General features: G+C 54.0%; 20 protein-coding genes. 7 read left to right on the top strand and 13 right to left on the bottom strand.

Annotated features, from left to right (window positions below):
* Positions 1 to 562 precede the first annotated feature (562 nt).
* The 4 genes from ACT3RP_RS04870 (at position 563) to ACT3RP_RS04855 (ending at position 7298) form a co-directional block, all read left to right on the top strand.
* A complete protein-coding gene (locus tag ACT3RP_RS04870; protein ID WP_096278254.1) occupies positions 563 to 823 on the top strand; it encodes a DUF4212 domain-containing protein in 261 nt (86 codons plus the stop codon).
* Positions 824 to 829: 6 nt separating this feature from the next.
* Positions 830 to 2611 (top strand): sodium:solute symporter family protein, encoded by a 1782-nt coding sequence (locus ACT3RP_RS04865; protein WP_096278252.1) that lies wholly within the window; start codon positions 830 to 832, stop codon positions 2609 to 2611.
* A 108-nt stretch (positions 2612 to 2719) separates the two neighbouring features.
* Entirely contained in the window at positions 2720 to 3232 is a 513-nt protein-coding gene (locus ACT3RP_RS04860; RefSeq protein WP_441686292.1) for a hypothetical protein, read from the top strand.
* 124 nt (positions 3233 to 3356) lie between these two features.
* A complete protein-coding gene (locus ACT3RP_RS04855; RefSeq protein ID WP_483393378.1) occupies positions 3357 to 7298 on the top strand; it encodes a hybrid sensor histidine kinase/response regulator in 3942 nt (1313 codons plus the stop codon).
* Between the two features lie 26 nt (positions 7299 to 7324).
* Here the strand turns inward: ACT3RP_RS04855 and ACT3RP_RS04850 are convergent, their stop codons facing one another.
* The 3 genes from ACT3RP_RS04850 to ACT3RP_RS04840 form a co-directional block, all read right to left on the bottom strand.
* Positions 7325 to 7987, bottom strand: coding sequence for a response regulator (locus ACT3RP_RS04850; RefSeq protein ID WP_096278245.1), 663 nt, complete (start codon positions 7985 to 7987; stop codon positions 7325 to 7327).
* Between the two features lie 281 nt (positions 7988 to 8268).
* Positions 8269 to 10218 (bottom strand): acetate--CoA ligase, encoded by a 1950-nt coding sequence (gene acs / locus ACT3RP_RS04845; RefSeq protein ID WP_483393377.1) that lies wholly within the window; start codon positions 10216 to 10218, stop codon positions 8269 to 8271.
* A 212-nt stretch (positions 10219 to 10430) separates the two neighbouring features.
* A complete protein-coding gene (locus ACT3RP_RS04840; RefSeq protein WP_483393376.1) occupies positions 10431 to 10979 on the bottom strand; it encodes a SprT family zinc-dependent metalloprotease in 549 nt (182 codons plus the stop codon).
* 87 nt (positions 10980 to 11066) lie between these two features.
* Here ACT3RP_RS04840 and ACT3RP_RS04835 point away from each other — a divergent pair, with 87 nt between their 5' ends.
* Positions 11067 to 11726 carry a YecA/YgfB family protein gene (locus ACT3RP_RS04835; RefSeq protein WP_441686300.1) on the top strand — a complete coding sequence of 220 codons (660 nt, stop codon included), beginning with the start codon at positions 11067 to 11069 and terminating at the stop codon, positions 11724 to 11726.
* A gap of 101 nt (positions 11727 to 11827) precedes the next feature.
* On the opposite strand, the gene ACT3RP_RS04830 is transcribed toward ACT3RP_RS04835, so the two are convergent.
* From ACT3RP_RS04830 to ampD, 7 genes are all read right to left on the bottom strand, one after another.
* Positions 11828 to 12949, bottom strand: coding sequence for a phospholipase D-like domain-containing protein (locus tag ACT3RP_RS04830; protein ID WP_483393375.1), 1122 nt, complete (start codon positions 12947 to 12949; stop codon positions 11828 to 11830).
* Positions 12950 to 12974: 25 nt separating this feature from the next.
* The gene (locus tag ACT3RP_RS04825) at positions 12975 to 13697 is read right to left on the bottom strand and encodes a class I SAM-dependent methyltransferase (RefSeq protein WP_483393554.1); all 723 of its coding nucleotides are present in this window, start codon (positions 13695 to 13697) and stop codon (positions 12975 to 12977) included.
* Positions 13698 to 13702: 5 nt separating this feature from the next.
* Positions 13703 to 14449, bottom strand: coding sequence for a tRNA (adenosine(37)-N6)-threonylcarbamoyltransferase complex dimerization subunit type 1 TsaB (gene tsaB / locus ACT3RP_RS04820; protein WP_483393374.1), 747 nt, complete (start codon positions 14447 to 14449; stop codon positions 13703 to 13705).
* 125 nt (positions 14450 to 14574) lie between these two features.
* Complete coding sequence (adk, locus tag ACT3RP_RS04815) at positions 14575 to 15228, bottom strand: adenylate kinase (protein WP_192536235.1); 654 nt, start codon at positions 15226 to 15228, stop codon at positions 14575 to 14577.
* 269 nt (positions 15229 to 15497) lie between these two features.
* The gene (gene aceF / locus ACT3RP_RS04810) at positions 15498 to 17561 is read right to left on the bottom strand and encodes a pyruvate dehydrogenase complex dihydrolipoyllysine-residue acetyltransferase (RefSeq protein WP_483393373.1); all 2064 of its coding nucleotides are present in this window, start codon (positions 17559 to 17561) and stop codon (positions 15498 to 15500) included.
* Between the two features lie 58 nt (positions 17562 to 17619).
* Complete coding sequence (aceE, locus tag ACT3RP_RS04805; protein ID WP_483393372.1) at positions 17620 to 20292, bottom strand: pyruvate dehydrogenase (acetyl-transferring), homodimeric type; 2673 nt, start codon at positions 20290 to 20292, stop codon at positions 17620 to 17622.
* A gap of 408 nt (positions 20293 to 20700) precedes the next feature.
* Positions 20701 to 21270, bottom strand: coding sequence for a 1,6-anhydro-N-acetylmuramyl-L-alanine amidase AmpD (ampD, locus tag ACT3RP_RS04800; protein WP_483393371.1), 570 nt, complete (start codon positions 21268 to 21270; stop codon positions 20701 to 20703).
* 94 nt (positions 21271 to 21364) lie between these two features.
* Here ampD and nadC point away from each other — a divergent pair, with 94 nt between their 5' ends.
* Positions 21365 to 22219, top strand: coding sequence for a carboxylating nicotinate-nucleotide diphosphorylase (gene nadC / locus ACT3RP_RS04795; protein ID WP_483393370.1), 855 nt, complete (start codon positions 21365 to 21367; stop codon positions 22217 to 22219).
* Positions 22220 to 22238: 19 nt separating this feature from the next.
* Here the strand turns inward: nadC and ACT3RP_RS04790 are convergent, their stop codons facing one another.
* Positions 22239 to 22769, bottom strand: coding sequence for a GNAT family N-acetyltransferase (locus tag ACT3RP_RS04790; protein ID WP_441686808.1), 531 nt, complete (start codon positions 22767 to 22769; stop codon positions 22239 to 22241).
* Positions 22770 to 22894: 125 nt separating this feature from the next.
* On the opposite strand from ACT3RP_RS04790, the gene tsaA reads away from it, so the two are divergent.
* Positions 22895 to 23632: a tRNA (N6-threonylcarbamoyladenosine(37)-N6)-methyltransferase TrmO gene (gene tsaA, locus ACT3RP_RS04785; protein WP_444625110.1), complete on the top strand. Its 738-nt coding sequence runs from the start codon at positions 22895 to 22897 to the stop codon at positions 23630 to 23632.
* Between the two features lie 15 nt (positions 23633 to 23647).
* Here tsaA and purC read toward each other — a convergent pair whose 3' ends face one another.
* Together purC and bamC are read right to left on the bottom strand one after the other, a co-directional pair.
* Positions 23648 to 24364, bottom strand: coding sequence for a phosphoribosylaminoimidazolesuccinocarboxamide synthase (gene purC / locus ACT3RP_RS04780; protein ID WP_483393369.1), 717 nt, complete (start codon positions 24362 to 24364; stop codon positions 23648 to 23650).
* A gap of 32 nt (positions 24365 to 24396) precedes the next feature.
* Positions 24397 to 25380 (bottom strand): NlpB/DapX family lipoprotein, encoded by a 984-nt coding sequence (gene bamC, locus ACT3RP_RS04775; RefSeq protein ID WP_483393368.1) that lies wholly within the window; start codon positions 25378 to 25380, stop codon positions 24397 to 24399.
* Between the last annotated feature and the right edge of the window lie 2 nt (positions 25381 to 25382).

Genomic DNA, 25382 nt, shown 5'->3' with positions numbered 1-25382 from the left:
TGTTATTATTTGAAACGCGCTATACGGGTATAAAGGATTCACTTCCCAATAGGCAAGCAGAAGGTTGTTATACCTTTAGCTATCACGCTAAAGTCGAAGCGACTTTAGCGACGCGACCAAAGTATTGATATGTTTCTATCAGCATTAGACTAAAAACAAAGTATTTATTTAAAGCAGCCAATAACGCACCACTTACTTACCTACTAGACTATCGTCCTATAGCTCTCAGAACGCCGACCAACTTCGCTCAAATAGCGGTTAAAAATTCTTATTTTCAAGAACATGCACATCACCCATCGATATCTAGCTACACATTGATACCAAAGTCTGGGATTTATTTTTTTGCATTTATTAGCCACTATTAGCACTGAGCCATGCAGGGTAATCGCACGTTACTAACTCACTCAACTTTGTCTTCTTGACAATAAGCTGACTTACTAAAAAATATCAGTTCGTCAGCCCTAAAACTGAGTAGTTTTCGACGTACGATTACCTTGATGGATTACACGCTATTTCTCGTGAACTTTCCCAACCTTAAAAATCACAAGTGGAGAGAAACACAATGGCAGACGACAAAAGCAATGCTGCTGAATACTGGAAAGCTAACGTCCGCTTAATTTATGGATGCCTAGCCGTTTGGGCATTCGTTTCTTACGGATGCGCTATCCTTTTTCGCCCTCTCCTGGCCGGCATTCCGGTTGGCGGAACTGACTTAGGCTTCTGGTTTGCACAACAGGGCTCAATTCTGACCTTTATCGTGCTGATCTTCTTCTATGCCTGGAAGATGAATAAGCTCGATCAAAAATATGGCCTTGGGGAGTAAGCCGGTATGAGCCAGTTTGCAATTAACTTACTGTTCGTCGGCTCTTCCTTTGCCCTTTATATCGGCATCGCGATTTGGGCACGAGCAGGCTCGACGAAAGACTTCTATGTGGCCGGCGGCGGCGTTCATCCTATCACCAACGGGATGGCTACCGCGGCGGACTGGATGTCAGCGGCGTCGTTTATCTCTATGGCTGGCTTGCTCGCCTCTGGAGGCTACGCGAACTCCACCTTCTTAATGGGCTGGACCGGCGGCTACGTGATTCTGGCGATGCTGCTAGCGCCTTATTTGCGTAAGTTTGGTAAGTTCACCGTGCCAGACTTCATCGGTGACCGCTTCTATAGCAATACCGCGCGTCTCGTCGCGATTGTATGTTTGATTATCGCCTCCGTTACTTACGTTATCGGTCAAATGACCGGCGCAGGTGTTGCCTTCTCTCGCTTTTTGGAAGTTAGCAACACTTGGGGTATCTGGCTTGCCGCGCTAATCGTTTTCCTCTACGCCGTATTTGGCGGTATGAAAGGCATCACCTACACCCAGGTTGCTCAATACGTGGTGTTGATTGTTGCCTACACTATCCCTGCGGTGTTTATTGCCATGCAGTTAACTGGCAACCCCATTCCGATGTTCGGGATGTTCAGTACGCATACCGAATCCGGCGTGCCGCTGCTTGAGAAACTGGACAGCGTCGTAAGCGCACTTGGCTTTCAAGACTACACCGCTGACGTAGATAACAAGCTCAACATGGTGCTGTTCACTCTGTCGCTGATGGTCGGTACTGCCGGTCTTCCTCACGTTATTATTCGCTTTTTCACCGTGCCTAAAGTGGCCGACGCGCGCTGGTCTGCCGGCTGGGCATTAGTCTTCATTGCACTACTTTACCTCACCGCACCAGCGGTAGGTTCCATGGCTCGCTTGAATCTGATGACCACGGTCTATCCAGAGATGGCGGGGCAGGTTGAGAACTACGAAGAAGCGGCGCAAACGCCGATCCTATACGAAGAGCGCCCTGAGTGGTTCCGTACCTGGGAAGACACTGGGCTGATCACCTACAACGACATCAACAACGATGGCCGCATTCAGTTTTACAATGATGCCGTTGACTACACCGATCGTGGTTGGGAAGGTAACGAGCTCAGCGTGAATAATGACATCCTGGTACTCGCTAACCCTGAAATCGCCAACCTACCCGGCTGGGTAATCGGTTTGATTGCAGCAGGCGGCATCGCAGCGGCGCTTTCTACCGCGGCGGGCTTGCTACTGGCCATCTCTTCAGCCATCAGCCACGATTTGATCAAAACGATGATCAACCCAAAAATCAGCGAAAAAGGCGAGATGCTGGCGGCAAGGATTTCAATGGGCGGTGCGATATTGTTGGCCACCTATTTGGGGCTCAACCCGCCTGGGTTTGCAGCACAAACGGTCGCCCTGGCCTTTGGTATTGCCGGTGCATCGCTGTTCCCAGCGCTGATGATGGGTATTTTCTCTAAGCGGATGAACAATTCAGGCGCGATTGCCGGCATGCTGGCAGGCTTAATCAGCACCCTGCTGTATATCTTCACCTATCTGGGCTGGTTCTTTGTTTCGGGTACCAACATGCTGGCAAACACGCCTGACAACTGGTTCCTAGGCATCTCGCCACTCTCCTTCGGTGCAGTAGGTGCAATGATTAACTTTGCCGTTGCCTTTGCGGTCTCTAGCGTGACAAAAGCTCCGCCGCAAGAAATTCAGGACCTAGTGGAAAGCGTTCGCTATCCGAAAGGTGCTGGCATGGCAATAGATCACTAAGTCATAATCGTTCCTGGCGTGTTAGCGTAATGCGGTGATCACGCCTTGGAATCGACCCACCATCGGGCTTCCTCAGGGAGGCCCGATGTCTTTTAATAAGGATAATTTATGATATGGCATTTGATCGCCGCCGTGTTTGCGGGCCTGGCGACCGCAGGGATCGGTTTAATACTGCGTACGCTGAGCGGCAAACGGCTACCCAAATGGATAGTGCCAGTATTTGGCGGGCTGGGGATGTTGGGCTATCAGGTTCAGGTGGAATACAGCTGGTTTGAGCATAAGCAGGCCCAGCTTCCCGCTACCACCACGGTGATTTCCAGCGACACCTCCACGGCAGTATGGCGCCCATGGACGTTTGCGATCCCCATGACCACGAAGTTTAGCGTGATCGACAGCGAAAACATTCGTCTCAGCGAGCAAAATGGCGCCCGCTTAGCAGAGTTTATCCTTTATCAGTTTGAACGCCATTACACGGACATCATCATCACCCAGCCTTATCTGCTTAACTGCGAAAACCGCGAATTAGTCCCACTCGATAAAGAGACACGCGCCCCCATCCTTGAGCAGATACGCACGTTGCGCGATAGCTCCCCCCTGCTTCTCAACGTCTGTGCCACATAGGCTTTAACTGTCGCCAGCAAACCTGCGTATCAATGATCGTACAGCGCGCGATATTTCGCCTAGAATAAGGCCTTTTATCAGCAGCGCACGTTAAGCGGATCGCAAACTCTGGCGGGAGAAAAGCATGTTTCACGGCGGGCTACTGGTCGCGGTATCGTTCCTCTATATTGCCGTTTTGTTTTGCATAGCATGGTACGGTGACCGCCGAGCGCGCACGCATGGCGCCACCCGCCGGCGTCCGATTATCTATAGCTTAGCGTTGGCGATTTACTGCACTTCATGGACCTTTTACGGTGCCGTAGGGCAAGCCGCTACAGCCGGCTGGTCGTTCGCCAGTATCTTTGTTGGGCCCATATTAACGTTTTTACTTTTCTGGCCCGTGCTGGCCAAAATGATCCGTGTTGCTAAGCACCAAAACGTTACGTCTATTGCCGACTTTATTGCCTCCCGCTACGGCAAAACTCAATCGTTGGCCGCCTTTGCCAGTCTCGTTGCGCTGGTCGGAACCCTTCCCTACATTGCTCTACAGCTGAAAGCGGTTTCCACCACGTTTAGCGTACTCACCGACGCCACCGATGTAACTCATACGCCGTTGTTTGGCGATACGGCGTTCTATGTCGCCATTGTCATGGCTATCTTCGCGATTTTATTCGGCACCCGGCACACTGATGCCACCGAACATCACGAAGGATTAATTCATGCGGTCGCATTTGAATCGCTGGTCAAGCTGCTGGCTTTCGTGGTGCTCGGTGCCTTTGTCACCTGGGGTATGTTTGGCGGTCTAGGGGAATTAATGGGCCATGCCGAGAGCCAGCTTCAGCTCCAGCGCCAGCTCGCCAATCAGGACTTTGGCCAAAGCTTCTGGGCGCAAACACTACTCGCCATGCTGGCGATTCTTTGCTTGCCGCGCCAATTTCACGTGGCGGTGGTGGAAAACATCCACCCTGACGATGCCTCCAAAGCCCGCTGGCTGTTTCCACTTTATCTGCTAGCCATTGCGTTTTTTGTAGTGCCCCTAGCCGCGGCCGGGCTACTGTTATTTTCTGAAACCGGCGTAGAGCCCGACACCTACGTCCTGGCGCTGTCGGTGGCGTCAGGACACCAGTGGCTGACGCTACTCACCTTTATTGGCGGATTTTCTGCTGCAACGGGCATGGTGATTGTCGCTGCGGTGGCGGTATCCATCATGATTTCCAACGAAATTATCATTCCAGCGCTCTTTCGCCTGCGCTGGTTTGATACCAAAGCACGCGACTATGGCCGTCTGGTGCTGCGCACTCGTCGCCTGACGATTGTCGCTGTACTGGCCATGGCCTACGGGTTTTACCAGCTGCTTGCTGAGTTCACCTCGCTGGCCTCTATTGGCATGCTGTCGTTTGCGGCCGCAGCGCAGTTTGCACCCGCAGTGATTGGCGGGCTTTACTGGAAGCGCGGCAATCGGTTCGGGGTTATCGTCGGCATGAACGCAGGCTTCGCGATCTGGGTATATAGCCTGCTAATGCCCGCCATGATCAATGCCGGCGTGCTGCCAACCCTGTGGCTTGAAGGTGGACCGCTTGGGCTTAACTGGCTATCGCCAACGGCACTCTTTGGGCTTAATTTGGGCGATAGCTTTACCCACGGTGTGATGCTGTCCCTTGGGATTAACCTGTTTTGCTACATTTTTGTCTCCCAGGTCACCTCTCAGCGAGTAGTTGAGCGTATTCAGGCATCACTGTTTGTCGATAGCGTGGAAACACGCCAGACCTCGGTCAACCGGCCCTGGACCGGGGCAACCACCGTGGGCGATTTAAAAGTGCTCTGCGAGCGTTTTCTAGGCGCCAGCCAAGTGGGTCGCGCTTTTGAAGACTACGCCCGCCGCACGGGCAAACCGCTGGATGACGGCACCCGCGCATCGATTGATATCATTCAGTTTACCGAGCGTTTTCTGGCCTCAGTGCTCGGCGCATCATCTGCTCGAATTGTGGTCAACTCGGCGCTTCAAGGCCGCGGCATCGGCATTTCGGACGTGATTTCAATTGTCGATGAAGCATCACAGGTATTGGAGTTCAACCGAGCGCTGCTGCAAGCCACTATCGAAAATATCAACCAGGGCATCAGCGTAGTCGATCAGAATCTGCGCCTGGTGGTCTGGAACCAGCGCTACCTGGAACTATTCCGCTTCCCTGACCATCTCATTCGCGTCGGGGCGCCGATTGATCGCATCTTCCGCTACAACGCCCACAACAGCGAATATGGCCCGGGAGATCCAGAAGAACATGTCCAGCTTCTGCTCGACAATATTCGCGAAGGCCAGCCCCATCGCTACGTGCGCTATCGCCAGGACGGCAGCGTGCTGGAAGTTCAGGGCAACCCGATGCCGGGTGGCGGTTTTGTTTATACCTATCAGGATATTACCCAGCAAAAGCGTATCGAAGAGGCGCTGATCCGCTCGGAAAACAATATTCGTATTTATACCGACAACGTGCCCGCGCTGATCGCCTATTTCGACAAAGAGTGCCGCTACCTGTTTACCAACCGCGCCTACGAGCAGGCTTTTAATATTGATCGCAACGCGGTCATTGGCCGTCGTTTTGAGGACGTGCTTCAGGTCAAACAGGCTGAGGAGCGCACGCCCTGGGTTACCCGCGCACTAAGCGGAGAGCGCGTGATTTTTGAAGTCTCGCTGCGCGTTAACGAGGCCATGCGCTATATGCTCGTGACCTACACGCCCCACTTTGGCGACAGCCAAACTATTTTGGGTTTCTTTGCCCTTTATCAAGATATTACCGAGCGCCGCCAAGCTGAGATTGCCCTAGAGGAAACCAACGAAACGCTTGAAGAGCGCGTTCGTGAGCGAACTCAGGCGCTTTCGGAGGCCAACGCAGCACTGCGCCAGGAGAACCGAGTGCGCGCGGAGGCAGAGCTCGCCCTGCGCCAGGCTAAACAGCTGGCGGAAGATGCCAACGCCTCTAAAACGCGCTTTCTCGCCGCGGCCAGCCATGATTTACTGCAGCCTCTTAACGCTGCCCGGCTGTTTACATCGGCGCTAATGCAAAATGTCACTACCCCAGATACCCAGCGCATCGTTGGCCATATCGATAACTCGCTCCAGGCGGCCGAGGAGCTGCTCAGCACCCTGCTGGATATCTCTAAACTAGATGCTGGCGCCTTAACGCCACGTCGCAATCACTTCCCGCTGGCGGATATCTTTCGCCCACTGCGCGCCGAGTTTGAGGTAATGGCTGACGACAGAGGGCTGGATTTAGAAGTAGTGCCGACCCAGCTGTGGGTCGACTCAGATCCTCAGATGCTGCGGCGTATCGTACAAAACTTCTTATCTAACGCTATTCGTTATACCCAAGAGGGCCGGGTACTGCTGGGCTGTCGCCGCCAAAATGGCTGGCTCTCTATTGAAGTGTGGGACAGCGGCCCTGGCATTCCTGAATCTAAACTGACCGAAATTTTCCAAGAATTCCGTCGCTTGGATCAAGTCTCGCGGCATAAAGAAAGCGAAAAGGGGCTGGGGCTAGGTCTCTCGATTGCTGATCGCATGAGCCGTGTGCTGGATCATCCTATCAAAGTGCGCTCTACGGTAGGCAAAGGTGCAGTTTTCTCGGTCAGCGTGCCAACAGTGGCGGCCCGGGAAGCTAACGCATCCGATCTAGAGCCTCAAATGCGCCGTGGTGGCCATAAATTGAACGGTACGCGTATCGTGTGTATCGACAATGAAACGCTGATTCTAGAAGGCATGACGGCCATGCTAAGCGGGTGGGGCTGCGAAGTATTTACGGCCACTAGCATTGGGGGAGCGAAATCCATTCTGCGTAATATGGACGGTGAGCCCGATGCTATTCTGGCTGACTATCACCTGGATAATGAAGTGACTGGCTTGATGGCACTGGAGGCGCTTAGCGAGCGCTTTGAAGGAGCCGTGCCGGGCATTGTGATCACCGCTGACCGAACTGAAGCTGTTGCTGAAGAAATCAAACGGGCGGGTTACCAACTGCTGTTAAAGCCGGTTAAACCAGCTGCGCTGCGGGCGCTATTGACACGTACGTTACAGGCCAATCGCGCGGCGCGTTAAGCGCCGCGTAACGTGCTAGTAAGCGCTTACGATGCAACCTTCGGTGGCTCAACTTCCAACTTCTGTGCAGCAATGACGGCCTGGGTACGTGAGTGCACGCCCAGCTTACGCAAAATCGCGGTCACGTGCGCTTTGATCGTCGCTTCCGAAACGCTCAGCTCGTAGGCAATCTGTTTGTTCAGCAGCCCTTCCGTCAGCATATTCAATACGCGAAATTGCTGGGGGGTAAGCGAAGCAATCGCTTCAGCAAAGCGCGACTCCTCTTCACTGGTTTCTTCCAGCACGTTGGCTAATGCCTCGGGCAACCATACTTCACCCTTAAGAATTTCACCGACGGCCTCAGCAATTAGTTGTAGAGACGAAGATTTAGGGATAAAACCCGACGCGCCGTAGTCAATAGCACGACGAACGACGTAAGGCTCGTCGCTTCCAGATACGACAGCAACGGGAATATCGGGCATTTGGCCACGTAACTGAATCAAGCCAGAGAAGCCGTGGGCCCCAGGCATATGCAGATCCAAGAGAATCAAGTCAGCATCCGGGTGGCGATTCACCACTTCATTAGTGGCTTCCATGGTATCTGCTTCGACAATTTCCGCCTGGGGAGCTAACTGGCGTAACGCTTGGGTCAGCGCTGCACGAAACAGCGGGTGATCGTCAGCGACGATAAACTTATGAGCTACTGCCATGGATATTTCTCCGGTTCCTTGAACAGCGGGGCTGTCTGCTACCCCGACGCTAGGCTCTTGCGGTTGTGAAGCATGGTACCCCATGGGCCTCATCATGCCCAAGCATCACATGCATAATTTGTAATCGATCGATCGATCGTACCATTGAAAACTCATACAAAGAAAAATTCATATCAACCAACACAACAGTGCCGACCTACTCGGGTCGGCACTGTTTAATTAAAACGGCGCATTACCGCCAATGTTATTAAAAGAATGTTGTTGAAAGAAAAATATCGCCGCTATTGATTCGCGCGATGTTCAATCAACTGGTCGACCACCGATGGATCAGCCAAGGTGCTGGTATCGCCTAACCCATCGCACTCGTTTGCGGCTATCTTGCGCAGAATGCGCCGCATGATTTTACCGGAACGAGTTTTCGGCAAGCTTGGCGCCCACTGAATGACATCCGGCGATGCAATCGGGCCGATATCTTTCCGAACCCACTGCGTCAGCTCTTTTTTGAGCTCGTCAGTCTCCTCGATACCGTCATTCAAGGTGACATAGATGTAGATCCCTTGCCCCTTAATATCATGCGGAAAGCCTACCACGGCCGCTTCAGCAACAGCGCTGTGTGCTACCAATGATGACTCAATTTCGGCGGTCCCCATGCGGTGACCAGACACGTTAAGCACGTCATCAACGCGCCCGGTGATCCAATAGTAGCCATCCTCATCGCGGCGGCAGCCATCACCCGTGAAATACATACCGTCATAGGTCGAAAAATAAGTCTGGATAAAGCGCTCGTGATCATTCCAGATAGAGCGCGCCTGCCCCGGCCAAGAATCGAGAATAGCCAGGTTACCTTCGGTGGCACCCTCAAGTATCTTGCCTTCATTGTCGACCAAGGCCGGCTTCACGCCAAAGAACGGTACGGTCGCAGAACCAGGTTTAAGCGGAGTGGCACCCGGCAGCGGGGCAATCATGATCCCGCCGGTTTCGGTTTGCCACCAGGTATCGACAATTGGGCAATTCTCGTTGCCGATAACCCGATAGAACCATTCCCAGGCTTCCGGGTTGATCGGTTCACCCACAGAGCCAAGCAGGCGCAGGCTGTCACGCTTGCTCGAATCCATAACGTTGTCGCCGTGCGCCATTAATGCACGCACCGCCGTGGGCGCTGTATAAAGAATATTAACGTTGTGCTTATCAACGATCTCGCCCATCCGACCGTGGGTCGGATAGTTCGGCACGCCCTCAAACATAAGGGTCGTCGCGCCGTTAGCTAACGGGCCATATACGATATAGCTGTGGCCCGTTACCCAGCCCACATCCGCCGTACACCAGTAAATTTCACCATCCTGATAGTCAAACACATACTGGTGAGTCATAGCGGCGTAGGTCAGGTAGCCACCGGTGGTGTGTTTGAGTCCTTTCGGCGCACCTGTAGAGCCTGAGGTATAAAGAATAAATAGCGGGTCTTCCGCTCCCATGGCTTCGGCTTCGCACTCGCTTGACTGTTTGTCGACAAGCGCATCAAACCAAATATCACGACCTTCTTTCCAGTCAATGTCACCGCCGGTGCGCTTCACCACCAGTACATTTTTGCATACGTCAGTGCCTTCGCGGGTCAGTGCGGAATCCACGTTTTCCTTAAGCGGCACGTGCTTGCCACCCCGCACCGACTCATCGGCCGTGATCACTAGCTTGGAGTCCGAACCAATCACGCGTTGGGCAACCGCATCCGGAGAGAAGCCGCCAAATACCACCGAGTGCACCGCACCAATGCGCGCACAGGCAAGCATCGCCATAGCGGCCTCAGGAATCATCGGCATATACAGCGTGACGGTATCGCCCCTACCAATCCCTAGCTCTTTTAGCGCGTTGGCTAGCTGGTTCGTACGTGCGTACAGCTCGCGATAGCTAATGCGCTTGGATTCATTGGGATTATCGCCCTCCCAAATAATCGCAGTTTGATCGCCACGCTTGTCTAAGTGGCGATCCAAACAGTTGGCGCTGACGTTAAGCAATCCATCTTCAAACCAACGGATATCGACGTTATCACGCGCAAAGGAAGTGTTTTTGATCTTAGTAGGTGCCTTAACCCAGTCAAGGCGCTGGGCCTGCTCTGCCCAGAAGGCTTCCGGATCGTCCAGCGACTGCTGATACATAGCCTCATACTTGGCTTTGTCGGCCCATGCTTTGGCGGCGAAATCGTCGCGCACCGGATAGACTTTCTGTTGATTGCTCATGACATTGCCTCTGTGCGTGAAAATGCACTTTCTAAATAAATGATCGTGCTAAAGAAACTGTCGTCGACATCTGTCTTTATGACGTGGGCTGAGTATTATCAGGCCTATCGACTGCCAATAAGGTTCCTCTAGCATAAACCTCCGTGAGCAAGCTTCCCTTTAGACATTGGTATTAAAAACTTTTACTTAAAAAACATATGCTTAAATTAACATCAGGACGTATTTTCTGGTGCGTAGACCAAGGTCTTAACACAGTGTCGGCAGCGATACCCACGTCCGCTTGCCGCTAGCGCGTGGCGTCTTGGTGTAAAACGATGAATTCGACAGCCACACTGATAGCGATAAGGTGCCGACTGCGCCTGCTGAATATCGAACTGATGCGTCACACGTGGCGCCAAACCGAACAGATCCCGCATCACCGTTTTCCACTCACGTCCGTGAGGCTTCAAGCGTGGGCCATTATCTAAATGAAATACCAGCCAGTGGGCCATTTCATGTGGGATAACGTCATCAAAAAAAGCCGTGCGGTTTTCACTTAGCAGCACCGGGTTTAAGCGTAAGCCGCCACGGCTGAGATGCGCCTGGCCAGCGCAGGCGCCTCGTAAGTCAAACCAAACCTTCGGAGCGGGCAGCGGCGGGCATACCTCACAGCAGCGTTGCCACGCCTGCTCTACGCGCGTGCACGCGGCATGGTGCAAATCGGTTGTCGTCATGGCGGCCAGTTCGGCAGCAGGCCATGGAGGCAGAGGTATAGTACTCATTAGTGATAAACTAGCCGTAATAGGTACACGTTGATAGGGATACATAGTATCCGATGATGACCGATTCGCATTAATGAGGCTTTACTCATGGCAGAGCGTAGCGACACCCAAGAACCGAACACGCCACCGCACCCCCTGCTCGACGATGAGCAGTTGGATAGATTGGACGACTTCCTTGCTTCAGATCAAGTGGATGAAGACGCCCTGGATCTAATCTCCGCCCATGGATTCTTAGTCGCGCTTGCCGTCGCGCCTAGTGAGCTGCCGCCCGGCCAGTGGCTGGCCGAGCTGTTCCAAGGAGAGCCGCGTTACGCCGATGACGCCGAGCGCGATGAGATTATTACACTACTCACCCTGCTGCGTGACAATGCAGTGGCGGTATTGGAGCAAGGCGGCTTAACGGAACTGCCTTTCGAGCTGACGCTAGGCGGCGAACCTGCTGAAGACACCCCGATTGGCGACTGGTGTGCGGGCTTCATGGAAGGCGTTTTCAGCGATGAGAGCGCCTGGTTCCAGGACGATGAAGAGGCTGCGGCCACACTACTACTGCCGTTCATGCTGCTATCGGGCCTGTTCGACGACGAGCCAGACATGGTCGAACTAGCCAAGGACCAGCAGCGCCAAGAGTCGCTGGTGGTACAGCTGCCAGAGCTGGTGCTGGATCTTTACCTGCACTACCGCGTGCCGCCGGAAACGCCTAAGCCTAAACCACGCAAGAAGACGCCCGCTAAAGGTAAAAAACGCTAGGCGCTCTTGCAAACTTCCATGTGCTAATTTTCAAAGCGGGTTTCAAGAACAGGTCTCGAGAACAGGTCTCAAGAGCAGGCTTCAAGAGTCAGTTTCAAGCGCTATTTAAGACGCGTCACCATCGCATCTAGGACCCCATAGACCCACTCTTTGGCGCGCTGCCCCCAGGGGCGCGCTGCCCACGTTTTCGCATCCACTTCTTGGCTGGTGGCGAAGTTGCGCTCAAAAAGCTGGCGTACTTCAGTTGCCAGCCGTGGGTCCATTACCTCTTGATTGGCCTCGAGGTTCCAGTGCAAGTTCCAGTGATCAAAATTACACGAACCGATACTGACCCACTCGTCGGCGAGCACAAACTTGGCATGAATAAATGTCGGCTGGAACTCAAAGATACGCACCCCGGCCTTGAGCATTGTCTGATAAAAACGCTGGCCGGCAAAACGAACGCCGGGATGATCATGCTTGGCACCGGGCAGCAGTAAGCGCACATCAACACCTCGACGCGCCGCTCGAACTAAGCGGCGGCGCAGGGCAAACGTGGGCACAAAATACGGCGTGCATAGCCATAGCTGTGTTTTGGCATTACTCACACGCCCGTGCAATGAATGGCGAATAGCTTGATAGCGATAGCCCCGTGCCGACATCGCTCGCCCGGGCATGCCGTTAAGCTGCGCCTGCGGCTCGCGTCTTTCAGGCAACCCGACCGCACGTTCGTCACCCTTTTCAGCGCGGGTTAGACGCGAATGCCACAGCCGCCGAAATAGCAGCTCCCAATCAGCCACAACCGGGCCCTCAATACGCAGCGCAATCTCGTACCAAGCATTGAGAAACTCATCGACCGCACCAAAACCACCGGTAAACGCCTGCTCACCGTCAATAACAACAATTTTACGGTGATCGCGGCTCAAGTTCAGGGCTAAAGAGTGAAAGCCTAGCGGGTTAAAAAAGCGTAGCTGAACACCGCCCTGCTTCAACCGCTGTCGATCATCACGGGACAGCCCCATCGAGCCGTAGCCATCGAGTAGCAAACAGACACAGACGCCGCGCCCTGCAGCGCCAATGAGCGCATCAATAGCTTGACTCGCAAGCTCGCCAGACTCCATCAGATAAAGTTCGACCAGCACATAGTGCTGCGCGGCATTGACCGCTTCAAACATGGCCGGAAGAAAGCGCGTGGCTTCTGGCAGCAACGTAAAATGATTCCCTTCTCGCCACGCATTCTGCATGGGTACTCCTTGCGTTACCGGTGAGCTACCGTACTAACGAACGATGGACGTATAAATCATAGCGACTGGTTTTGCCTTCTAGCGTGTGCTGAGGCGCAGGCCCAGCAATAGGCGGCGCCTTGCGCGGACGCTTAACGACCACGCGATGCGTCGCCACATCCAGCGCTGCCTCAAGCAGCCGCGGGGCATCGTTATCATCACCGGCGAGCTCGCGAAACAGGCGCATCTCTTTTTTCACCAGCGCGGACTTCTCACGGTGGGGAAACATAGGATCAAGATGTATGACCTGCGGCGTAAAACAGGCGCTGGCAACCAGCTGCGCCAACGATTGAGCAGCATCGCCGTGTGTGAGCATCATGCGTGCAGCAATATCTGCCGTCTCGCTATGCTTCAATGCCCGCTTTAAGCCATCTTCCAGCAGCGCTGCAATCGCCGCTACCCGCTCAATTAACAGCACCTGCGCACCGAGGCTTGCGAGTACAAAGGCATCGCGCCCCAGCCCTGCAGTTGCATCAACAATGCTCGGCGATACGCCTTTGCTCAGCCCGCAGGCTTTGGCGACTAGCTGACCACGCCCACCGCCAAAGCGGCGTCGATGGGCAGCCTTGCCCGCCGTAAAATCGACGCTTAGCGGCTTCCCGTAGCGATCCTCATTACCCACCAGCGCCAGCCCTTCATCGCCTTGTATTAGGCGCAAACCCGCTGGCAAAGCGATGTTATTAATATCGCTCTCAAGGTCACTCGGCACACCGATCACGCGGGCTTTTTCCAAGCAACGTCATTACGCAGATAAACCGGTTGAATCAAATGCGCCGCTTGGCCAAGCCCAGCAGCAAAGTCACGCGCCGCTAGCCATACCATTTCTTCAGCGCGAGGCTCAAGGTCACACAAGTGCTGGGGCATACTAAGCTGCACATCAGTTGTGAAGCGCTCCCATAACGTAAAGCCGCTGCCGACGCCGACCCAGTCGGTTTCTCCGCTGGGCAGGCGCATCGCCTCTGGGGCTAACACGGCCTCCGCGCTCATCACCGTAATAGTGTCTTTCAGGCAATGCCACGTTGCAGCATAGATCTCGCCCATACGGGCATCGATAGCCGTCACAACATGGCGCAGGTGATAGCGCCGGTGTGCCTGAAGGGCAAGGGCTTCCAGCGTAGAAATACCCAGGAGCGGGCGGTCCAAACCAAAGGCAAGCCCCTGGGCAGCACCTGCGGCAATGCGCAACCCGGTAAACGACCCTGGGCCGCGACCAAACGCTACGGCGTCAAGCTGAGCTGGGGTTACCTGCGCCTCGGCAAGCACTTCATCTACCATCGGCAGTAATCGACGCGTATGGGCGCGAGGCGTCATTTCAAAACGCGCCAGGCATTCGGTCTTCGGATGTTCTGGCGTTAAGTTCTCGGGCGCTAGATGCCCAGTGTCAGAGGCATCTTCTTGGCGCAGCAGAGCGACGGAGCAAGCGCTCGATGAGGCGTCAAGGGCAAGCAAATATAACGGCATAGCAAAGGGCCACTCGAAAGAAACATTGCGACATTATACCCACACCACGCTAACACGACGATGGCCCGCTTAAAGCGAGCCATCATCAAAGTTCTGTATATAGCCAATGTAGTGCGTTTTGCGACTTAGTTCAGCGCTTCTTTCACTTGGCGGGTAATGTCGGTCACACTGCCTACACCTTCAATACGGTGGTATTGCGGGGCGCTTTCAGCATCTTCCGTTGCCCATTGCTGATAGTAATCGACCAACGGGGCCGTTTGATCATGATAAACCGATAAACGATTACGCACCGTGGACTCTTGATCATCTTCACGCTGAATAAGCGCTTCGCCAGTGACATTATCCTTGCCCGGCTCTTTGGGTGGATTATGCTCAACGTGGTAGACACGGCCAGAGGCTGGATGAACGCGACGCCCGGCTAAACGATTGACGATTTCTTCATCGGGCACGGCAATCTCCACTACGTGATCCAGCTTTACACCGCCTTCTTTCATCGCGTCAGCCTGGGGGATCGTGCGTGGAAAACCATCGAATAGAAAGCCGTTTTCGCAGTCCGGCTGGCCGATGCGCTCTTTAACCAGATCGATAATAATGTCGTCTGACACCAAGCCGCCGCTGTTCATGATCTCTTTTACTTTTAGGCCCAGCTCAGTGCCATCTTTAATGGCCGTGCGCAGCATATCCCCGGTGGAAATCTGAGGAATCTTGAATTGCTCACAAATAAACTGAGCTTGAGTCCCCTTCCCGGCGCCGGGGGCACCCAACAGGATTAAACGCATGGCACTGCTCCTTGAAGTTTAAAAATATGAAAAAATGTATTACTCGACAATAACCGTGCCCACCAGACGACACAACTCCCCAAAAGCCTGAGAGACCCGTTTTTATTCCACTTTTTTAAATTAAAACAGCTAGGTGAGCACAAATAGCCGTTTAAAACTCTACTTTGGTCGCTTTTAGAACTGAAAATGCCAATATCTGCACGACGTATTCAAACCAAACACAAGCGGCGCCCCAAGGGGCGCCGCTTGTGAAGCTTTAATTCTATCGATTACAGAAGTAAACGACGAATATCAGTCAGTACGTCTGCCAAGAAGGCGGTGAAGCGTGCTGCATCAGCTCCGTTGATCGCTCGGTGGTCATAAGAGAGCGAAAGCGGCATCATCAAACGCGGTTGGAAAGCATTGCCATCCCATACCGGCTTCATCTGCGCTTTCGACACACCCAGAATAGCGACTTCCGGCGCGTTGACGATCGGTGTAAATGCCGTACCACCAATAGAACCGAGGCTCGAAATAGTGAAGCAACCACCGGTCATTTCATCACGCTTGAGCTTTTTGCTTTGTGCTTTTTTGCCCAGATCAGCCATGTCCTTAGCAATCTCAATCAAGGACTTTTTATCAGCATCACGCAGCACAGGCACCATCAGGCCATCAGGGGTATCAACAGCGATACCAATATGGACATAGTTCTTCCATACCAGCGTTTCACCATCGCCCTTCAAGCTGACATTGAACTGCGGGAATTTACGCAGTGCAAAAGCACAGGCTTTGACCATAAACGGTAGCGGCGTGAGCTTAGCCCCCTGCGCTTCGGCTTCAGCCTTCATGGCCTTGCGGAAGGCTTCAAGCTCGGTAATGTCCGCTTCGTCAAACTGCGTGACGTGAGGAACATTGAGCCAGCTGCGATGCAGGTTGGTAGCGCCCATTTTGAGCAGACGCCCCATCGGCTTCTCTTCCACTTCACCAAACTGGCTGAAGTCGACGGCGGGGATTGGCGGAATACCCGCGCCGCCAGTCGCCGCGGCGGCGCCTTGTGGAGCAGCTCCCTGATTGGCAATTGCCTGCTTGACGTAAGACTGCACGTCTTCTTTGAGCACGCGATCTTTCGGGCCGCTAGGCTTCACTAGACCGATATCGACACCCAGCTCGCGGGCCAGCATACGTACCGCAGGTCCGGCATGAACTAACTTGCCATCACGGGGCTTGTGTGCCGCTATCTGTGCTTCAGGGCTTGGCGTACCCGCCGGTGAGGCAGAGGCCTTATCGCTGGCTGGGCTAGCACTGCCTTTATCTTTTTCAGGCGCAGCTTTCTCAGGGGCGGCCTTTTTCGGCGCGGCTTTTTTACCGCTGGCAGCCACTTCGATATAGCCAATCACATCGCCTTCAGAGACGGTGTCGCCCTCTTTAACGGTTAGCTCAATGAGCTTACCTTTATAGGGGCTGGGCACGTCCATCGAGGCTTTGTCAGATTCCAGCGTGATCAGCGCATCTTCCACGTTGATCTCATCGCCTGCGGCCACGCCAATTTCAATAATCGGCACGTCAGAGGCACCCGACATCTCCGGCACGCGAATTTCTTTGCGCTCCGGCTCGCCGCTTGTAGCCTCGTCTTGATCATCGTCTTCTTCAGACGACTCTTCCGGCTCGCTGCTGGCTTGGCTAGAAGCTTCCTCGTCAGATGCTTCCTCAGTCTCTTCTTCGCCGCCTTCACCCGTGACTTCCATCTGGCCAATAACATCGCCTTCGGAAACGGTATCGCCCTCTTTCACAGTGAAGGTAACGATTTTGCCACTATAAGGGCTCGGCACGTCCATGGAGGCCTTATCAGACTCCAAGGTAATCAGCGTGTCTTCAGCCGCTACTTCGTCGCCTTCGCTTACAGCGACTTCAATAATTTCGACGCTATCAGAGCCGCCCAAGTCAGGCACTATGATATCAACCGTTTGCTTACCACCGGCCGCCTTTTTAGCAGCAGGCTTTTGCTCTTGGGACGGCTTTTCAGCTTTATCTTCTTTCGCCGGCTCGGCCTCTGACTGGCTTTCAGCGTCAGCATCTGGCTGCGCATCGTCGCCCTCGTCACTACTTTCGCCGCCGCCTTCAACTTCTAGCTCAACGATATCGTCCCCTTCGGAAACGGTGTCGCCTTCTTTGACCAGCACTTTAATGACCTTGCCACCTTTCGGAGCAGGCACATCCATGCTGGCTTTGTCAGATTCCAGAGTGATCAGGGTGTCTTCCGCTTCAATGACGTCGCCTTCTGACACCGCAATCTCGATGATTTCGACATCGGTATCGCCACCGATATCGGGAACTTTGATGATTTCGCTACTCAAGGTCGCGCTCCTTCCAAATCGGATCGAGCCGGTGGGCACTTGCCCACCGGGCAGCGGTTTAGCTAGTCAGCGGATTAGGCTTACTGGCATCAATGCCGTACTTCTTCAGCGCTTCGCCGACAAGCTTGCGATCAATCTCGCCACGGTCTGCCAGCGCACGCAGCGCAGCGACGGTGACGAAGTAACGGTCAACTTCGAAGAAGTAACGCAGCTTCTCACGCGTGTCCGAACGACCATAGCCATCGGTACCTAGTACAGTGTAGTCGCCCGGCACCCAAGCACGCACTTGATCAGCGTAGAGCTTCATGTAATCGGTCGAAGCAATAACCGGTCCTTCACGACCTTCCAAGCACTTCGTGACGTGCGGTTTGAGCGCTTCAGCATCTGGGCTTAGGAAAGCTTCACGATCTAGCAGCAGCGCTTCACGACGCAGCTCGTTAAAGCTGGTCACGCTCCAAATGTCGGCGCCAATGCCCCACTCGTTTTCAAGCAGCTCGGCCGCCGCTTCTACTTCACGCAGAATGGTGCCAGAACCAAGCAGTTGAACCCGGCCTTTGTCACCCTTGGTTTCGCGCAGCAGGTACATGCCTTTGACGATATCGTCGACCGGCACGTCTTCCAGCACAGGATGCTCGTAGTTCTCGTTCATCACGGTCAGGTAGTAGAAGCAGTTCTCCTTATCGGTGAACATGCGTTTCAAACCATCCTGAACAATAACCGCCACTTCATGCGCATAGGTCGGGTCGTAGCTACGGCAGTTAGGAATGAGCGACGCCTGAAGCAAGCTATGGCCATCTTGATGCTGTAACCCTTCGCCGTTAAGCGTGGTACGCCCCGCCGTGCCGCCGACCATAAAGCCGCGCGCCTGCAGGTCACCCGCCGCCCAAGCTAGGTCGCCAATACGCTGGAAACCAAACATTGAGTAATAGATGTAGAACGGCAATAACGTCACATGGTTATTACTGTAGGACGTTGCCGCGGCGATCCAGGCAGACATCGCGCCCGGCTCGGTAATACCTTCCTCAAGAATCTGACCTTTCTGATCCTCGCGGTAGAACATGATCTGGCCTTTATCGACCGGCTCATATTTCTGACCTTCAGCGGTATAGATACCTAGCTGACGGAACATGCCTTCCATGCCGAAAGTACGCGCTTCATCAGGGATAATCGGCACAACATACTTGCCTAGCTTCTTATCCTTGACCAAGCCGTTGAGTATCCGCACAAAAGACATAGTGGTAGAGACTTCACGACCTTTCGAACCAACCATTTGCGAGGCAAAGGTTTTATCTTCCAGCGAAGGGATTTCTAAGGCTTCGAAATCACTGCGACGGCTGGGCAGATAGCCATTCAAGCGTTCACGCTGAAGATGCATGTACTTAAGCTCGGGAGATTCATCATCCGGCTTGTAGTAAGGCACGTCTTTCAACTGCTCGTCGGTCAGCGGAATGCCAAAGCGGTCGCGGAAGGTCTTGAGCGCTTCGTGTTCCATGCTCTTGACCTGGTGCGCGCCGTTTTCAGCTTCACCATCGCCGCTACCCATACCGTAGCCTTTAACGGTATGCGCTAAAATGACCGTCGGCTTGCCGTTAGAGGTGTTAACCGCTTCGTTGTACGCCGCATAGACCTTGAACGGGTCGTGGCCGCCGCGGTTGAGCTTCCAGATATCGTCGTCAGACAGGTCTTTAACCATCTCTTCGGTTTCTGGATACTTACCAAAGAAGTGCTCACGGGTGTAGGCTCCGCCGTTGGCTTTGTAGTTCTGATACTCGCCATCGACCGCTTCGTCCATGCGATTTTGAAGGATGCCTTTTTTATCCTTCTCGAACAGCGGATCCCAGTGACGGCCCCAAACGACCTTAATAACGTTCCAGCCAGCGCCACGGAATACGCCCTCGAACTCGTCCATGACGCGCGAGTTACCGCGAACAGGACCGTCAAGACGCTGGAGGTTGCAGTTGATCACGAAGATCAGGTTGTCTAGGTTTTCACGACCCGCCAATGAAATAGCGCCCAGCGATTCCGGCTCGTCACACTCGCCGTCACCCATGAAGCACCAGATTTTACGGTCGTGCATATCCTTCAGCTCGCGATGATGCAGATACTTCATCACGTGAGCCTGGTAAATCGCCTGAATCGGCCCTAGCCCCATCGATACCGTGGGGAACTGCCAGTAATCGGGCATTAGCCACGGGTGCGGGTAAGAAGAAAGTCCATCGCCATCGACTTCCTGGCGGAACTTATCCATCTGCGCTTCGCTTAGACGTCCTTCTAAGAAAGAACGGGCGTAGATGCCTGGCGCCACATGACCCTGGATATAAATCAAGTCACCGGCAAAATCATCTTTAGCAGCGCGGAAGAAGTGGTTAAAGCCTACGTCATATAGCGTTGCAGATGACATAAAGCTGGCAATATGGCCACCCAGGCCCGGCTTGGCACGGTTATTACGAATAACCTGCGCAATCGCATTGTAACGAATCAAAGAGCGGATACGGCGCTCCATGAACAAATCACCAGGCATCGGCGCTTCGCGATGAACCGGGATCGTATTACGGTGCGGGGTTGTCACCGAGAAGGGTACCTTCATCCCATCCCGGCGCAGACGATCCGCCAGGCGGGTCATTAGGTAGCGGGCACGATCTTCGCCCTCACGATCCAACACCGATTCTAAGGAGTCTATCCATTCCGTAGTTTCGATCGGATCGAGATCTTCTCTTGTCTTCAGACTCATAGAGGTCTCTCCGAATGACGATAAATGACAATAATCCCCGCTACCCGGTAGGGCCTGGGGCGGTGGTGTGGCATACCACTACGCACCAACATTCAGCCGGCAAATGGTTGCCGGATAGGTTTTCGCTCTACATTCAACAAGCTACGTACATCTTGATGTAGTAAAGCTACACAAATGTCGTAAAAGTTAGCCTTTTGTATAGGTGAAGATACCGCAAAGTCGCCACGCTGCCAATTCTAGATCAACGTAAAAGCCTATCGAAAACAAACTATTGCACTGCAACATAAGCGATTTATAGAACATCAGCCAGTATGACTAAATGCCTGCATCCCGTAATTAAACTACCGTTTTATTATTTCACTAATGAAGCACTTATATGGATGCGCTTATAAACGTCAGCATTCACCACTATTCTTTTAGCAGTCTATAAAAATACGCCCAATCAAATGCTGGGCCAGGGTCTGTTTTACGCAGTGGTGCGACATGCGCATGGCCGGTGATACGCCTACTATCCAGCTGTGGGTAGCGGCTCATTAACCACTTTGTCGCCCGCCCCAGCGTTTGATACTGCGCTTTGGTAAACGGCGTTACATCATCCCCTTCTAACTCAATACCCACTGAGAAATCATTAAGCGTCGTGCGCCACACCGCTTGCCGCGCATCCCACCAGCAAGAACGCCCTGCATGCCAGGCACGCTGGTCGGTATCAACAAACTGGACGCACTCGCCATCGCGGCGTATCAACAAGTGAGCAGATACGCGCAGGTGGGCAATGCCAGTAAAAAAAGGATGCTCATCGATCACCAACTGATTGGTAAACAGCGCTTCGATCGCAGTACCGCTAAACTCGCCCGGCGGTAGGCTGATCGCATGAATAACCAGCAGCGACACCTCGCCGCCAGGCCGATTATCAACGTTAGGCGAGACGACTTTTCGTGCACTTTCCCACCAGCCGCTAAGCGTTTGTTGATTTTCCACGCGCAAGGCCTCCTCTTCGTTAGCGCTCTCATTCACCACTTTCTTTCATTATACTGGCCGTACACATTTTAAGATGCCTAGAGAATCCAACGCTATGCACTATCAATCTGCTCTTGCCGAAGAAATCCGCGCCAGCGCTGCTCGTCTGATAGCAGAAGACGTTGGCCCTGGCGACATTACCGCGCAATTGATCCCTGAGCACCAGTGGGCCACGGCAGATATTATTACCCGCGAAGCCGCCGTGCTATGCGGCGCAGCCTGGGTGGACGAAATCTTTCGCCGCCTGGATAGCCGTGCAAGCTTAAGCTGGCACGCCGCCGACGGTGATAAGCTTGAGGCAGGCCAGTGCTTCTTAACCCTAGAAGGTCCCGCTCGAACACTGCTCACCGGCGAACGCGCGGCCCTCAATGTGCTGCAAACACTGTCTGCTACGGCCACCGCAACGCGCACCTATGCCGACCTGATTGAAGGCACCAACGCACGCCTGCTCGACACACGCAAAACACTGCCTGGCATGCGCCTAGCGCAGAAATATGCAGTTACCTGTGGCGGTGGCCACAATCATCGGCTTGGTCTCTGGGATGCGTTTTTGATCAAAGAAAACCACATCGCCGCCTGTGGTGGTATTCAAGCGGCGGTCGCCCAGGCACGGAAGTTGGCCAGCGACCTGCCCGTGGAAGTGGAAGTCGAAACCTTTGAGGAATTGGATCAGGCGCTGGCCGCCGGTGCCGATATTGTGATGCTCGACAACTTCGCCATTGAAGACCTTTACGTTGCGGTCGAAATTAACGGTGGCCGCGCCACACTGGAAGCCTCAGGCAACGTGGATGCCAACACGTTGCGGGCGATTGCCGACACCGGCGTCGACTGTATCTCTAGCGGCGCGCTCACCAAGGATATCGCCTCGATTGATTTATCGATGCGCATTACACGCAGCTATAGCGTGTAAGGACTCATTATGAATCGACCTACGTTTCAATGGCGCTAAGAGACTTTGATAGCCGGTAACGCTGGAGCCGCTCTCCACTGCGCTCCACCCACTGTTCGCCGTGGCTCTCCCAGCCGCGGCGCAGCAGGCGCTCATATAGCACCAGGCTCGCCTCTATCTCCACGCGCCCTTTGCCTTCTTCAAGCAACATTCGCTCTGCGTGGACAAGCAACGTCGCGCCAATGCCGCGGCCTGCTAATGACGGCCATACATAGAGCGTCTCAATTCGCCCTGTGGATAAGCCCAACTCCAGAAACCCGACGCACCGGCCATCGCAAGTAGCTACTAGCGTGGTATACAGCGCTTGGCGCACCGCCCACGCACTGCCCTCTCGTGGCAGGGCCTGAGCCCACGCACGCCTCTCGGAGAGCGTGTAATGAGCCGCCGCGCCCTGCATCACAGCATGATAAAAGACTTCAGCCTGATCAGCCGCGTCGCGTGCCAACGCTGCGCGATAAATCACTCGCGCGCCTGTGGGCACTACCGTTTTGTGCTCCTCGGTATTGGTCATACGTCACCTCTGAGCTGTTCGGCGTACATTTGAAAAAGGTTCTTTCGATAAAGGATCATTCGATCACACTTAATTTACCGGCCTGCTTTATACTACGCGGCCAGTTTCCAGTAAAAGGCAGTGTGATGGACGACGCCCTGCACAACGAGCATTTTACGCTATCTCCCATTGGCCATGTGGTGAGCGACTACCCGGACAAGTTCGGCATTCCGCGCCAGCCCGGGCTCGCACCAGCCGCACAGGCCAGACTTGTACTCACGGCCCCTTACAACGACCCGTTAACAGTGCGTGGCCTAGAAGATTTCAGCCATCTCTGGTTAACCTTCATTTTTCACCAGAGCCCTGAGCGCTGGTCGCCGTTAGTACGACCACCGCGCCTGGGAGGCAACAAAAAGGTGGGCGTTTTTGCCAGCCGCAGCACGCACCGCCCGAATCGCCTAGGGCTTTCACTGGTAGCTTTAACAGGCATTAACACTCAAAACGGCGTGACGCTGACGCTATCAGGCTGCGACTTGGTCAGCGGCACTCCGGTAGTGGATATAAAGCCCTACCTGCCCTGGGCCGAAGCATGTCCTGATGCGCGCTCAGGCTTTGCGCCTAGTACGCCGCCATTGATTGAAGTCACTTTCCATCCAACGGCCCTAGCAGCGCTTGCCCAACGGCAAGATGGCGTTACCTTACACGCACTAATAGAACAAGTGTTGAGACAAGACCCGAGACCAGCTTATCAGCAAAAAGGCGCTGCCTCTGGCCGCCTATATGGCGTGCGCCTGCGTGATGTGGACGTTAAGTTTCAGCCATACCAAAACAGCGAAGCCACCACACTAGAGGTGGTGGCTATCGAATCTTACGAGACGCCATGAAGCAATGCTTAAGCTTTAAGCGGGAAACGTAATCCCCAGACGGCGGCCAACTTCTTCGTAAGCCTCAATCACACCGCCCAACCCCTGGCGGAAGCGATCTTTATCGAGTTTTTCACGGGTGTTGGCGTCCCATAGGCGGCAACCATCCGGTGAGAACTCATCGCCCAGCACTATTTCACCTTTGAATACGCCAAATTCCAGCTTGTAATCCACCAGCAGCATATCGCCCTCTGCGAACAGTGCTTTGAGGATATGGTTAACCTTAAAGGTTAATACCTTCATTTGAGCTAACTGCTCAGGCGTTGCCCAACCAAACGTCTCCGCTAGCGACTCGTTTATCATCGGGTCGCCCTTCTCGTCATTCTTCAAGAACAGCTCAAAGGTGGGAGGGGTAAGCGCGCCCCCCTCCTCAATACCTAGCCGCTTGACGAGCCCCCCTGCGGCAATATTGCGCACGACACACTCGACGGGAATCATCTGCATCTTTTTAACTAAACTTTCCGTGTCAGAAAGCTGCTTTTCAAAGTGGGTTGGGATACCGGCTTCCTGTAACCGCTCCATAATGAAGGCGTTAAAGATGTTATTGACCATTCCCTTACGGGCCAACGACTCCACTTTTTTGCCATCAAAGGCACTGGTGTCATCCCGAAAATTGAGCACCAACAAATCCGGATCGTCGGTGGTATACACAGATTTCGCCTTACCGGCGTAGAGTTCTTGGCGCTTTTCCATGGGGGCTCCGAAAGGGGGCAAGGGTAGTCAAATTAACGTAAATAGCCGGAAACACGCTCAAGCAGCTCGCGCTGATCATCGGCACTGAATACACGTTCGCTGGCGTTGACAGCTCGCAGAACGGTCTGATCGCCATTGGATTGCAGCGCCAAGCGAATTTCTTGAGGCGTCTTGCGAACATCGCGGCTGAAGACAATTTGTAACGGGTTACGGTCACTCTCGGCTTTGGTCATATATTCGACTAGGAATGCGTAACCATTGGGGTCAGCGGCAAGCAAATCACGCTGGCCTTCCTGGGCAAAATCCAACTCGAGATAATGGTTCAACTCAGCCCAAACGCGGTCTATCGACTGTGGAATAACGACTTCCCACTCGTCGCCCTGCTGGCGGATTTGTAACGTTTGCTCATCGGTAAGGCGCTGCGCAGTCCACGAAGAAGACACGCTCGCAGATGCACTGCGCGAGCTCAAATGGCTTTCCAATGCATCCAAGCAGCTTGCCATGGCTTGCCCGCCACGCTCACAGCGTACTTCACTGCTACCGGCGCGGAGTGCGCTTTGTAGCCGTATGTCCGCCTGGGATGTAACGATAATGCCCTGCGAAGCACTGCTGTCCTGCACGGCCAGTTGGCGGCTACGCACAAACTCTTCGAGCTGCGGCCACACGGTACCTGTATCAGCCGCGACCACTAGCCAGACCTGATCACCCACTTCGCGACGCTCAACATACTCAGGCTCTAGCCCACTGCCAATCGCCAATGACTGCGGGGGGCGAATATCGGCGGCTTCATCAAGCCGTGTACCTTGGGAAGCGGCTTGAGGCACCGGTAGTGCATCGCGGTAGCGCTGGGTATTACGGGTCTCTGGCAATACCAACGGCGGTGCCGAAGTGGCATCGGTATAGTCCAGGTTGCGGTCATCGTAAAAACCATCCCGCGCGCAACCTGTTAGTGTAACGGCCGTTGCAAGAGCCAGCGGTATCCATTTAAGCGCACGTTTTTCAAGCACAGAGCTCATCA

It is taken from the genome of Halomonas sp. AOP5-B2-8, assembly GCF_052376475.1.
Lineage (GTDB): Bacteria > Pseudomonadota > Gammaproteobacteria > Pseudomonadales > Halomonadaceae > Vreelandella > Vreelandella casei.
Note: the sequence above shows the minus strand (reverse complement) of the source record. Positions and strands in the feature narration are given on the sequence as shown.